The organism is Rudanella lutea DSM 19387 (genome assembly GCF_000383955.1).
Lineage (GTDB): Bacteria > Bacteroidota > Bacteroidia > Cytophagales > Spirosomataceae > Rudanella > Rudanella lutea.
In genome coordinates this window covers 4,295,785-4,307,734 of record NZ_KB913013.1, presented here as the reverse complement: position 1 = coordinate 4,307,734, position 11,950 = coordinate 4,295,785, and the positions used below count along the sequence as shown (strand labels likewise).

The following is an 11,950-nucleotide window of genomic DNA, read 5'->3' as shown; positions in this document are numbered from 1 at the left end:
TGCTCCCCGTGTCGTGTCTATGCTTACCCAAGAAAATAATGTACCAGCTTGAGGGGAGCGGGCACCTGCCAGAAGAAATTATGAAAGTGGTATTTGTACGTCGGGATCAACAGATTAAAGCACAAAATCCCAAGCATGACGTAGCGGGTGTACCGAATTGGATACCGGTTGGCCAATAACCCAAACGCAATCAACAGGGCCGGAAAACTATACGAAACGCTCCGGCTGACATCCCAAACGCAGCAGGAAACAACCAAAATAATGACCAAAATACCCAGATAACTCGCCAACAGGCTATACGACCGGTTCGTCAGGAAAACATAGGCAGCCGCCCCAATCAGCAGCCAACTGCCTTCGTAGGCCAGCACTACCGCCAACGGTATATGCGAAAGCTGGTCCAGAAATACCGAAAAACCCGCATCAGCACGCCCCCCAACAGGCGTGTGCAGGTCGTACTCCGCTTGTAATACGAGCCGCATAACCGCATACAGGCCCAGCGTTGCGAAGTACGGAATATACGTCCGGTAATTCGCCAGCATCTGTTTGGGCGTTAGGGTTTGCCAGCCACCCCTATCCAACAAGTGGTACAACAAAATCAGCGGAGATGCGATTACGGCCCGCTCATCGGTCCAGTACGCAAACGACAGGACCGCGAAAGCGGCCCACGGTTTTTTCAGGCACAGCGCCATCATCATAATGAAGAAAGCAATGCCATCGAAAAACGGGTAAAACTCGTAAAAAAAACAGCGGCCTATATAAACGAATACAAACGAATACACTACTAAAAACACACTAACCTTATCGGCAACCGTGGCATAGGCCCATTTGATAAGCATCAGAAAAAATAATACCCCACATAGGTGTTGTACAAAGAATATAAACATCACGCGGGAGAGCGGCTCGCTAAAGGGGGCAAGCTGACCAATCAGCGCCGGAAAAAGCCGAAACGCTATTTTTGCCTCATGGCTTCGTGGGTCATAATGCCCTGCTTTCAACGGATGTTCAATCTGATTCGCAATGGCTGTCCAGATTGACTTATAGTCGTTGTTGGGGTTCCAAAACCGCTCGTAACTGGGTAAGGCAAAAAACAATACACTTAGCAGAGAGAATATGAGCAACTTGGGTACCCAGTATTTACCACCCAATGCCGTCTCAATCTGACAAAATAAGGTTCGGTCGACTAAATTTTTGTGGATAGGTGTTTCCTCTGGAATTAGCTTCCGATGGTGTGTGCCGTATACATTGACCATTGTGGATGTGGATGGTATTCATGCGATTACTAAGAAACGAAATTATGTTTTTTTTTACAAACCCGAACCATCGCTCCTCTTCAGTCAAATATCGACACCTTACTCTTTACTTACGAGTCAAACAAAAATACCTGTGTTTATCCTCGCCCTCTACATTTCAAGCACTTATTAATCAGATTAATAAACATCTCTTAGTGCATACCGATTCGTATTTTAATCAGGTGGCCTACACATGTACCAAATAGGCTACCGAATAATAAATAACGGTATGGATCTGACAAAACATGCAAAAGTAGCCGCCCGGATAGCGCTGGGTAGCTCATTGATTTGGGCCGGCATAAGCCACCTGACCGTGGCCCGGCAGGAATTTCGGGCGCAAGTTCCCGACTGGGTACCACTCGATGTCGACGACACGGTGGTGTATTCGGGCCTTGCCGAAATAGCCCTGGGTAGCGCGCTGGTATTGGCCAACCCAACCTACGAACAAACGGTGGGCAAAGTAGCTGCGGGCTTCTTCGCAGCTGTGTTTCCGGGTAATATTTCGCAGTACGTGAACCGACGCAGCGCCTTCGGCCTCGACACCGACCGGAAACGGTTCGCCCGGTTGTTTTTTCAGCCCGTATTGATGTATTGGGCGCTCAAAAGCACCAACAACCTGTAAAAAAAGTCTCCTGTGCGTCGGCCTGCTTGTGGGCAAATAGGCTGACGCACAGGAGACTCTCGGCGAAGTAAAAAAGGCCGTTCCGGCGGACCAGTCTCTACGTTAGGCGACGGTTTCGGCGGCTTTGATAACCCCCAGCTCCTGCCCTACTTTGGTAAAGGCAGCAACGGCTTTTTGCAGATGTTCGGGCTCGTGACCGGCCGAAATCTGTACCCGAATCCGAGCTTTGCCCTTCGGTACCACCGGGTAGAAGAACCCAATTACATAGATGCCTTCCTGCAGCAGCCGGGCCGCAAATTCCTGCGCCAGGGGAGCGTCGTAAAGCATGATAGGCACAATGGGGTGCTCGCCGGGCAGAATATCGAACCCAGCAGCCGTCATGGCCTCCCGGAAATACTGCGTGTTGGTTTCGAGTTTATCGCGCAGGGCGGTCGAGCTTTCGAGCATGTCCAGCACTTTGAGCGACGCCCCTACGATGGTCGGTGCCAGGGTGTTGGAAAACAGGTACGGCCGCGAGCGTTGGCGCAACAGCTCCACAATCTCTTTGCGAGCGGCCGTAAAACCACCCGATGCTCCACCGAGGGCCTTACCGTAAGTACCCGTGATAATGTCGATCCGGCCCAGCACATTGCGGTACTCCGGCGTACCCCGGCCCGTTTTGCCGATAAACCCGCTGGCGTGGCACTCATCGACCATCACCATAGCCCCGTACTGATCGGCGAGGTCGCAGATTTTGTCGAGCTGGGCAATGGTGCCATCCATCGAAAACACACCGTCGGTCACAATCAGCGTCCGGCGGGCCGACGAAGCCGCCTGCAACTGGGCTTCGAGGTCGGCCATGTCGTTGTGTTTGTACCGGAACCGCTTGGCCTTGCACAACCGAATCCCGTCGATGATCGACGCGTGATTCAGTTCGTCGGAGATGATGGCATCTTCTTCGTTGAGCAGGGGCTCAAATACACCACCGTTGGCATCAAATGCAGCCGCGTACAGAATACAGTCTTCGGCCCCGACAAACTCGGCCGTCCGGCGTTCGAGCTCCTTGTGAATATCCTGCGTACCGCAGATAAACCGCACCGACGACATGCCAAAACCGTGGCTGTCGAGCGTTTTGTGAGCCGCTTCGACTACGTCGGGGTGCGACGACAGGCCGAGGTAGTTATTAGCGCAGAAATTGAGCACTTCGCGGCCATCGTGTACGGCAATTACCGACGACTGGGGCGATACAATAATCCGCTCTGACTTGAACAGACCGGCTTCTTTGATACTATCGAGTTCTTGCTGAAGTTGTTCTTTGATGCTTCCGTACATGGTGTTTAAACGGTTGCGACCAGCGGCTGGTAAGCCGGGGTCAGGTTGGTGATCATTTCGTGCGTCATCCGGGGCAGGTCAAACGCGGGTTTCCAGCCCCAATCCTGCCGGGCCACCGAATCGTCGATACTCCGGGGCCACGACTCGGCAATAGCCTGCCGGAAATCGGGCTTGTACACGGTCGAAAACTCCGGGAAATACGCCTGAATGGCGGCCGTCAGCTCGGCGGGCGTAAAACTCATCCCGGCCAGATTGTACGACGTACGCACGCTGATACGATCCGCGGGGGCCTCCATCAGTTCGAGGGTAGCCCGCAGGGCATCGTCCATGTAAATCATGGGCAGGCGGGTGTCTTCGGCCAGGAAACATTCAAACGGTTGCCCCTGCACGGCCGCGTGAAAAATCGACACGGCATAATCAGTAGTGCCGCCCCCCGGCATCGACTGGTAGCTGATCACACCCGGATACCGCAGCGAGCGCACATCGAGCCCGTAGCGTTTGTGGTAGTAAAGCGACCAGTTTTCGGCGGCTACCTTACTGATTCCGTACACCGTAGCCGGGTCGAGTGGGCTGCTTTGGGGCGTCTCGTCTTTGGGCGCGTGTTCGCCAAAGGCCGCAATGGAACTCGGCACAAATACCTTACGAACCTGGTACTGCCGCGATACTTCGAGCACGTTGAGCAGGGTCTGCATGTTGAGGTTCCAGGCCCAGAGCGGATCGCCCTCGCCTTTGGCCGACAACACAGCCGCCAAATGATAAATCTGCGTAACCCGATACCGGCGCACTATGTCGGTCAGGGCATCGGGTTTTGTGGCATCCAGCACCTCAAACGGGCCCGATTCCACCACCGGGGGGCGCAGGTCGGTAGCCACCACGTGGCCAACGCCAAACTGAGCCTGCAACTGCGGGAGCAGGGCCGTTCCGATTTGCCCATTTGCTCCGATCACTAATACGGTTTCGCGCTGCATAAGACGTTAAGTAAGGGTGTGATGAAGTAAGTTTCGTTGATGAAAACGCAATTCGACAACAGCGTCTATTTACGGAGCAAAGTTATTTTTACAGGGAATAAGTAGTGCGTTTCTGAATAAATCCGTGAATTTTATGGCTAATCAGATTTAATGCCGCAAGCCTTTCGATAACGTACTGTATTTTTAAGCCACCCATAGAAAATTTTTCGGCATGGACACCTTAGACGATACCGACAAGAAACTCCTGCGCCTGTTGCAGCAGGACGCCAAGCTCACCACCAAGGAGCTGGCGTCGCATCTGGGCCTCACACTGTCGCCGGTTTATGAGCGCATCAAACGGCTCGAAACCCTCGGCTACATCAAGCAGTACATTGCCGTGCTCGACAAAAGTCTGCTCGGTCAGCCCATCACCACGTTCTGTCAGGTATCTATGCGCTACCACGACAAAGCGTTTATCGACAAGTTTGAGGAAGAGGTCCAGAAACTGGAAGAAGTGCAGGAATGCTACCACATGGCCGGGCAGGTGGATTTTATGCTCAAGATTCACGTAGCCAGCCTGGCCGAGTACCACGATTTTGTGAAGTACAAGCTCTCCCAGATCGAGAACATCGGCGTACTCAACAGCACGTTTGTGCTTAAAGAAATCAAGCACAACTTAGGGTATCATATTCCGTAGCGGAAGAGCTACTCAACGCGGGGCAAAGACCAGCCCTTCCGGATAGCCACTAACCGAAACAAGGTGATAGTACCCGCCGAGAGAACGAAGTTCAGGTTGGTGTCGAGGCCGAGCGCGAGGCCAGCCAAATACAGAATAGCCCCCGCCAGACAGGGCGTTGCGTACAGTTGCCGGTCGAAAATAAGGGGCAAGTCGTTGACAAGGGTATCGCGGATAACCCCGCCAAACAGGGCCGAAATGAGACCGAGCAAAATAGCCGCCCACTCGTTTACCCCGTGGGCCAGGGCTTTCTGCATGCCCAGAATCGTGTAGATACCGATGCCGAGGGTGTCAAAAATCAGCAAAGGCCGCCGGAGCATCCCCAGCCACCAGGTACGGCACAAAACGGCAATAAGCACGCTGGCAATAATGACAACCAGGTAGTTCGGGTCGCGAATCCAGGCAATCGGGTGGGCGCCCATGATGATGTCGCGGAGGGTACCACCCCCGATGGCCGTCACGAAACCGACAAAAAATATACTGAACAGGTCGTGGTACATTTTCTTTTGCAGGGCCGATAAAGCGCCGGAAATCGCGAATACACTTGTACCAATCAGGTCGGTCAGGTACCAAATAGTCATGAATTGGGGGCAGGTTGGTAAACCAGCTGCGAAAGTACGGCATATTTTCGGCGGTTGCGGTGATGGGTTACGCAATCCCTTTTCCATAAAAAAGAGGCACACCCGGCTTTTATAGTCCGATACCGTGAAATAATTGTACCTTCAACATTCCTATCGTCTTTTCAACGAGTCATGAACTACGATTTTATCATTGTGGGTGCCGGTTCGGCGGGCTGTGTGTTGGCCAACCGACTTTCGGCCGACCCGTCCGTTTCGGTGCTGCTGCTCGAAGCAGGCGGTCCCGACTCAAAACTCGAAATTCAGATTCCGGCCGCCTACGGCAAACTGCACCGGTCGGCGGTCGATTGGGGGTTCTGGACCGAACCGCAGCAAGCCCTCGACGGCCGACGAATCTACCTCCCACGGGGCAAAACGCTGGGCGGATGCAGCAGCACCAACGCCATGGCCTACGTGCGGGGCAACCGCGAAGACTACAACGACTGGGCCCGGCTGGGTAATACCGGCTGGAGTTTTGAGGAGGTGCTCCCCTATTTCATGCGGTCGGAGCACAACGAACAGGCCGATCAGCTCGACGCGGGCTATCACGGCACCGGTGGGCCACTCAATGTTACCTTTGCCCAGACGTTTCGGACGCCCGTGGCCCCCGCGTTTGTGCAGGCCTGCGGACAAACAGGCATTGCCCCCAACGCCGATTATAACGGGGCCAATCAGGCCGGGGCTGGCTTTTTCCAGTTTACCATCAAAGACGGCAAGCGGCACAGCACCGCGAATGCATTTCTGAAGCCGGTACTGAACCGCCCCAACCTGAAGGTAATTACCCATGCCCTCACCCAACGGGTTATTCTGCAACAGGGCCGGGCCACGGGGGTCGAGTTTATTACCGGTAAAAGCACCACGCAGACAGCCACCGCCCGGCGCGAAGTAATTCTGTCGGCCGGGGCGTTTCAATCACCCCAACTGCTGATGCTGTCGGGCATTGGGCCTAAAGACGAGCTAAAACGCCACGGTATCGACGTGAAACATGAGCTACCGGGCGTGGGGCAGAATCTCCAGGACCACCTGTTTACGGCTGTCAGTGCGCTCTCGTCGCAACGCGGGAGCACGAGCAATTTTCACCTGGCTCCGCTGCGGCAGGTACTGGCCCTGACGCGATATTTCATGGGCCGGAAAGGCCCCATGAGCATCAGCCCGCTCGAAGCCTACGCCTTCACCAACCAACTCGACCCCACGGGCCGGGTCGACTTGCAACTGCACTTCGCCCCTATTCACCTCGGCGATCAGTACGATGTGGATTTGTACGACCTGAACACCTTCCCGCATACCGATGGCTACACCATTCTGCCCACGCTGCTCCGCCCCGAAAGCCGTGGCTACGTAGGTCTGCGCTCAGGCAGTGTGGCCGATGCTCCCGTGATTCAGCCCAATTTCCTGACGGCCGAAAACGACCGGGCCATTCTGATGGGCGGCATCAGACGTTCGTTGGAAATTATGGAGGCCGATGCCTTTGGGCCGTTCCGCCAGCGGATTCAGACGCCCCCCAACCGCTCCGACGAGGGTCTGTGGCATCATATCCTAAACCAGCTCGAAACGGTGTACCACCCAGTAGGCACCTGCAAAATGGGTATCGATGATATGGCCGTGGTCGACCCTCAACTGCGGGTGCAGGGGGTAGAAGGCTTACGCGTGATTGATGCGTCGGTGATGCCGCTGGTAGTGTCGGGCAACACCAATGCGGCCGCCATCATGATCGGCGAAAAAGGGGCCGATCTGGTACTGGGGGGTGTAGGACAAGTTTATTTTTCTGACCGCCCGGCGGCCCGGAGGATTACAGGATAAACAGGATTTTTTTGGGCTCAATCAATCCTGTTCATCCTGTAATCTTGTCAGAAAAAAACCTTTTGTCGAACCTATCACAAAGAACTTGTCCTACACCCGTGCTGGGGCAAACGGCTCAGATTTCGGCCAGCCAGCCCAAATTGCGCTCTACGATCTGAAACACCACTACGTCGGGTTTTTCCTGCTGCACCACGGCTGGGCTAAGGTAACTACTGCGGGAAAAATACGACTCCCGGAAGTAACCCGCCAGCAGGGGCATCATGCTGTGACTGAACGAGTCGCCAATAAAGAGGAGCTTCGGCGCACGGGAATTCGGGCCCACAAAACGGGTACTCGGAAACCCCGTAGCGCGGGGGCCGGTTTCGGTATTGGGTACCTCGGCGGTTTGGCGCGCCGTAATGGCCGGGGCGGTTTTAATCTCGTAAAATACCGGGTCACGGATGTCGTCCTGCAAAGCCATCATCCGAACCAGATCCCCGCTGCCCCCGCGCATTTTAGTAATCTGGTAATCGGCCGGTTGCACGGGTCTCATGGCCGGAAAATCGGGCCCAATCCGGTTCAGCAACCGGGCTGACCCTACCAGCGTACCGTAATCATTCCAGTGTGTGTCGGTCTGGTAATAGACCACATCCCGCTTTTTGGCCGCCAGCAGAGTGTCGCGCAGGTCGATAAACGGTACCTGCCCCTGCTGCTCAAGGGTTTGGCGGAGGACATCGAGCCGCGAGGGGGCCTTGTACGCAACGCGGTCGGGCAGAAATTCGGGGTAAATACTGTGTGAGTCGGGGGCAATGAGCACGTACAGCCGGATGCCCTGCGCGGTCAGTTCGGCCTGCCGCCGAAGCAGGTGCGTGCTGATGAGCCGGGCCGAGTCGGCCGAGAGCGGCATGAGGCCCCGGTGCTGCTTCACCACATTGTTGTAGCTATCGCCCAGGAAAAACCAGCCTTCTTTGCCCACCACTACTTTTTCGGGCAGGGGCGACCCACCCAGCCCCCAGTACTGCCAGCGGCTGTAGGCGTAAAACAAGGCGTTGCGCCAGCCAAAATTCTCTTTGTAATACTGATCGAACTGCCGCACAAAGCTATTGATGTGCGGAAAATGAAAAGCGGGCACCCCACCGGCCCGGCGGTTTTCGGTACTCTCGAACCGGGCCGACAAGCCCAGCAGCTGATCGAGGGTAGGCAGCAGCAACAGCAGTCCAAAGCCAAAAGCGAGTATGCGGAATCGGGGGTTGTTCATAGCGTGATGCCGGGTTTGTCAGACGGCGAAAAACAGAGGTAGGTATGGCCAAACAGCCAGTTGCCAACTCAGAACCGGAAATAAATAAACGGGTTGTAGGTGTCGGCGGCTAAGTACATAACCGCAGCGATAAACAGGCCAAACAGCCCCAGCGAGTACACCACCTCCCGAATGGCCACGGCCGGCAAACCCTGCCAGAACCGTTGAAACCGGTGGTACACAGGCGTAGCCAGCACCACGGCAAGGCCCAGCGATACCAGCACTTCGGTATTGATAAAAAACGAGAGCGGATAGGCCACAGCTGCCGGGCCTGCGCTCAAGCCGGCCATCTTACCCAGATACGCCAGGGCACTGCTCAGGTCGACCGCCCGGAAAAACACCCAGCCGACCAGCACCACCAGCAGGGTGTACACATGCCCCACTACGGCCGGGGCCCGCTCCAGCCGCTTACCCAACCCGGCGCGTTCAATCAGCAGAAATACGCCGTGGTACAGCCCCCAGACAATGAAGTTGAGACTCGCCCCGTGCCATAGGCCCGTCACAAAAAACACAATCAGGAGGTTGCGGTAGGTTTTAAACTCCCCGCCCCGGTTGCCGCCCAGTGGAATATACACATAGTCGCGAAACCAGCTCGACAGCGAAATGTGCCACCGACGCCAGAAATCCTGAATGGACCGGGCGATGTAGGGGTAATTGAAGTTTTCTTTAAAATCGAACCCTACCATCTTGCCCAGACCGATAGCCATGTCGGAATAGCCCGAAAAGTCGAAGTAAATCTGGAAAGTGTAAGCCACGATACCCAACCAGGCCGTAGCCGTGCTGATGTCGGACAGTTGCGCGTTGAAAATCTGGTCGGCGAGGCTCGCAAACGTGTTGGCCAGAAGAATTTTCTTGGCCATACCAATGATAAAGCGCTCGGCCCCCACCCCGAATTTCTCGACCGTTACGTGCCGCTCGGCCAGTTCGGGGGCAATGTCGGCGTAGCGCACAATAGGCCCGGCTATCTGATGCGGAAACATAGCCACGTAGGTACCGTAGTTGATAAAGCTCTTGTTGGCCCGGATGCGCCCCCAGTATATGTCGAGCGTGTACGAGATACCCTGAAACGTATAAAAGCTAATGCCGATAGGCAGGGCAATAGCCGCCAGCTCGATATTGCCGGCCCCGGGCAGGCTCAGAGCCTCGGCAAAGCCCCGCACCGACTCCACAGCGAAGTTGCTGTACTTGTAATAAAACAGCAATGACAGGCTCCCCGCCAGCGAAAGCCACAAACCAGCCTTCCGTTTGCCCTGCTCAATGAGTCGACCAGCTATGAAGTTGATCCCGGCCGACAAGAGCAGAATCAACACAACGATACCTTCTCCCCAGGCATAAAATACCAGACTGGCTGCAAACAAAAACGCGTTTTTGAAGCGCGTAGGCAGCAGGTAATAGATAATCAGAAAGGTGGGCAGGTACAGAAAAAGAAATATGGCCGAGCTAAAGAGCATGGGGAAGGACTACGTTTCGGGACCAAAATTAACAATCCGCCAACAAAGCCCGCGTATCTCTTAGCAAAGGGGGCAGAGTACCCCTCAGTTCCTTCCTACAAAAGGTCAGTATTACCAGACTTATAAGGCATATATCTCAGGACTGGACATTAGACATTAGATGTTGGACATTAGACGTTAGACTTCTCTACAGAATGGCAGTACGTCTAATATCTGAAGTCCGGATGTTCAGTACAGTAGGCGTACTATACTACCCCTTTTGTTAGTCAAGGTAAACGTTTCGAACACCCCCTCCTGATTTCAGGAGGGGGCCGGGGGGGGTGACCCGGCCACCGCAGCAGCCGGGTTGAACAAAACGGAGTTGTGCCCTCTGTTTAGAAGAACGAAATACGGAACACAAACGGGCTCCCGTAAATGGCCTGATTAAGCCGGTTCCCGTTGTAATTCAGATTGTACAGGGCCGTAATGTTTACCCCCGCCAGTCGGCCCACCCGCTGCGAAAACGTCAGACCCAGCAACGGAGCCGTTACGCTTGCCGTTTGCCGACCGCCATTGATGTTATCGATCACCTGAATGGCACTGTTGTCGACCTCGCCGTGCAAATACAGGTTCGGAATAACCGAGGGCAGTGCCTCAAACATGGCGAATCCGCGCGCACCAAACTGATTGTACGTCTCAAACGGAATAGTGCGACCCGTAACCCGGTCGATGGCTTTGTAACGCGTGTAAGTGTAGCTGCCGCCAATACCCAGCACCAACCTCTCCGACGCCTGATACGCGACCACCGGTGCAGCCCCTAAGCTAAACGGGTTTCCAAACCGGAACCCGGTAATGCCGCCCCCCACGCGCAGACGCTGCCAGAATGGCAACGGCCGCCCCTCAGGTGTCTGTGTACGGAGGGGCTCGTACCCCTGATTGCCCCGCTCCCGATCTTCGGGGTCTTCGGTGATTTGCCCGAAAGCCATGCCGCTGCTCAACAGCGCAACAGCCAGTAAAATACGACGAATATGTCTCATGGTTCGTTTAGAGTGTGCAGTTCGCGGGGTGGTTTCGGCCGGTGAGCCCGGTTGAGGGCAGCACGGGTGCCGAGACCCCACAAACTAAATGAAAGAACGAAAAAGGGGCACCCGAAATTTTTTAGAACACAAACTGCTTTACTTCGGCATCGTTTAAGAGCCGCTTGATACACTTTTCGTGGGCTTTATCAGGGCCCGACACCCGCCACTGTCCGATAATCTCATTACCAATACGCTCCTGACGCCCGCGCCGTGGCACCAGCCCGCACTCTTCAAACAGCCGCTCGTAGTGTTGCAGCGTTTTGTTTTTAAAGGTCGTCACGATTTTGTAGTCGCGCTGCTGATTTTTGGAGCCAATCCAGTTGGAGGTTCCTACCATGAGCCAGAGCGTTGCCAGCACCACCGCAGCCCCCACCAGCCCGATGTCGTAATGCCCACCGCCGATGCACATGCCCAGAGCCCCCACCGCCCAAACGGTAGCGGCCGTGGTGAGCCCTCGCACCCGGTTGTCTTCCTTAAAAACAATACCCGCGCCCAGAAAGCCGATACCGTTGACGATATTGGCGGCAATCCGGTCGCCGGAGTCACCGATACGTTCCGAAGCTAGCGTAAACAAAGCCGCCCCCACACAAATCATGATCATGGTCCGAAACCCCGCAGCCTTGCTGTGGTATTCGCGCTCTACCCCGATCAGGCCACCCACCAGCAGGGCCACCAGCAATCGGTACAAATCATCTTCGACAAAATTCATAGCGGAATGGTTGGTAAAAAACAACGAATCGACGGACAAGCTACCCAAACATACCGGCTCTTTGGCAAGCCAACGAATGATTGAATTCCAGAAACCTAATTCCGTTGAAAACCGTTAGCCTACAGATACGGTTT

Annotated in this window: 11 protein-coding genes; 3 read left to right on the top strand and 8 right to left on the bottom strand. The window is 55.0% G+C overall.

Annotated features, from left to right (window positions below; translation table 11 throughout):
* Positions 1-23: 23 nt before the first annotated feature.
* Entirely contained in the window at positions 24-1,118 is a 1,095-nt protein-coding gene (locus RUDLU_RS0117900) for a hypothetical protein (RefSeq protein ID WP_211220216.1), read from the bottom strand.
* Between the two features lie 400 nt (positions 1,119-1,518).
* Between RUDLU_RS0117900 and RUDLU_RS0117895 the strand changes: the two genes are divergently transcribed.
* Positions 1,519-1,911 (top strand): DoxX family protein, encoded by a 393-nt coding sequence (locus tag RUDLU_RS0117895; protein ID WP_019989785.1) that lies wholly within the window; start codon positions 1,519-1,521, stop codon positions 1,909-1,911.
* Between the two features lie 102 nt (positions 1,912-2,013).
* Here the strand turns inward: RUDLU_RS0117895 and kbl are convergent, their stop codons facing one another.
* Together kbl and RUDLU_RS0117885 are read right to left on the bottom strand one after the other, a co-directional pair.
* Positions 2,014-3,222 carry a glycine C-acetyltransferase gene (kbl, locus tag RUDLU_RS0117890; protein WP_019989784.1) on the bottom strand — a complete coding sequence of 403 codons (1,209 nt, stop codon included), beginning with the start codon at positions 3,220-3,222 and terminating at the stop codon, positions 2,014-2,016.
* A gap of 5 nt (positions 3,223-3,227) precedes the next feature.
* Entirely contained in the window at positions 3,228-4,190 is a 963-nt protein-coding gene (locus tag RUDLU_RS0117885) for an NAD-dependent epimerase/dehydratase family protein (RefSeq protein ID WP_019989783.1), read from the bottom strand.
* A 211-nt stretch (positions 4,191-4,401) separates the two neighbouring features.
* Here RUDLU_RS0117885 and RUDLU_RS0117880 point away from each other — a divergent pair, with 211 nt between their 5' ends.
* The gene (locus RUDLU_RS0117880; RefSeq protein ID WP_019989782.1) at positions 4,402-4,866 is read left to right on the top strand and encodes an Lrp/AsnC family transcriptional regulator; all 465 of its coding nucleotides are present in this window, start codon (positions 4,402-4,404) and stop codon (positions 4,864-4,866) included.
* Between the two features lie 8 nt (positions 4,867-4,874).
* Here the strand turns inward: RUDLU_RS0117880 and RUDLU_RS0117875 are convergent, their stop codons facing one another.
* The gene (locus RUDLU_RS0117875) at positions 4,875-5,486 is read right to left on the bottom strand and encodes a trimeric intracellular cation channel family protein (RefSeq protein WP_019989781.1); all 612 of its coding nucleotides are present in this window, start codon (positions 5,484-5,486) and stop codon (positions 4,875-4,877) included.
* 171 nt (positions 5,487-5,657) lie between these two features.
* On the opposite strand from RUDLU_RS0117875, the gene RUDLU_RS0117870 reads away from it, so the two are divergent.
* Positions 5,658-7,322 (top strand): GMC family oxidoreductase, encoded by a 1,665-nt coding sequence (locus RUDLU_RS0117870; protein WP_019989780.1) that lies wholly within the window; start codon positions 5,658-5,660, stop codon positions 7,320-7,322.
* Positions 7,323-7,437: 115 nt separating this feature from the next.
* On the opposite strand, the gene RUDLU_RS0117865 is transcribed toward RUDLU_RS0117870, so the two are convergent.
* The 4 genes from RUDLU_RS0117865 to RUDLU_RS0117850 form a co-directional block, all read right to left on the bottom strand.
* Positions 7,438-8,559 (bottom strand): alginate O-acetyltransferase AlgX-related protein, encoded by a 1,122-nt coding sequence (locus tag RUDLU_RS0117865; RefSeq protein ID WP_019989779.1) that lies wholly within the window; start codon positions 8,557-8,559, stop codon positions 7,438-7,440.
* A 68-nt stretch (positions 8,560-8,627) separates the two neighbouring features.
* Positions 8,628-10,049: an MBOAT family O-acyltransferase gene (locus RUDLU_RS0117860; RefSeq protein WP_019989778.1), complete on the bottom strand. Its 1,422-nt coding sequence runs from the start codon at positions 10,047-10,049 to the stop codon at positions 8,628-8,630.
* A 374-nt stretch (positions 10,050-10,423) separates the two neighbouring features.
* Positions 10,424-11,065: a hypothetical protein gene (locus RUDLU_RS0117855; protein WP_019989777.1), complete on the bottom strand. Its 642-nt coding sequence runs from the start codon at positions 11,063-11,065 to the stop codon at positions 10,424-10,426.
* Positions 11,066-11,186: 121 nt separating this feature from the next.
* Positions 11,187-11,816 carry an MgtC/SapB family protein gene (locus RUDLU_RS0117850; protein ID WP_019989776.1) on the bottom strand — a complete coding sequence of 210 codons (630 nt, stop codon included), beginning with the start codon at positions 11,814-11,816 and terminating at the stop codon, positions 11,187-11,189.
* Positions 11,817-11,950: the final 134 nt, after the last annotated feature.

Excerpts from the sequence above, each read along its gene's own strand:
- RUDLU_RS0117895 (WP_019989785.1), top strand. The coding sequence starts at position 1,519 with ATGGATCTGACAAAACATGCAAAAGTAGCCGCCCGGATAGCGCTGGGT.
- kbl (WP_019989784.1), bottom strand. The coding sequence starts at position 3,222 with ATGTACGGAAGCATCAAAGAACAACTTCAGCAAGAACTCGATAGTATC.
- RUDLU_RS0117885 (WP_019989783.1), bottom strand. The coding sequence starts at position 4,190 with ATGCAGCGCGAAACCGTATTAGTGATCGGAGCAAATGGGCAAATCGGA.
- RUDLU_RS0117880 (WP_019989782.1), top strand. The coding sequence starts at position 4,402 with ATGGACACCTTAGACGATACCGACAAGAAACTCCTGCGCCTGTTGCAG.
- RUDLU_RS0117875 (WP_019989781.1), bottom strand. The coding sequence starts at position 5,486 with ATGACTATTTGGTACCTGACCGACCTGATTGGTACAAGTGTATTCGCG.
- RUDLU_RS0117870 (WP_019989780.1), top strand. The coding sequence starts at position 5,658 with ATGAACTACGATTTTATCATTGTGGGTGCCGGTTCGGCGGGCTGTGTG.
- RUDLU_RS0117865 (WP_019989779.1), bottom strand. The coding sequence starts at position 8,559 with ATGAACAACCCCCGATTCCGCATACTCGCTTTTGGCTTTGGACTGCTG.
- RUDLU_RS0117860 (WP_019989778.1), bottom strand. The coding sequence starts at position 10,049 with ATGCTCTTTAGCTCGGCCATATTTCTTTTTCTGTACCTGCCCACCTTT.
- RUDLU_RS0117855 (WP_019989777.1), bottom strand. The coding sequence starts at position 11,065 with ATGAGACATATTCGTCGTATTTTACTGGCTGTTGCGCTGTTGAGCAGC.
- RUDLU_RS0117850 (WP_019989776.1), bottom strand. The coding sequence starts at position 11,816 with ATGAATTTTGTCGAAGATGATTTGTACCGATTGCTGGTGGCCCTGCTG.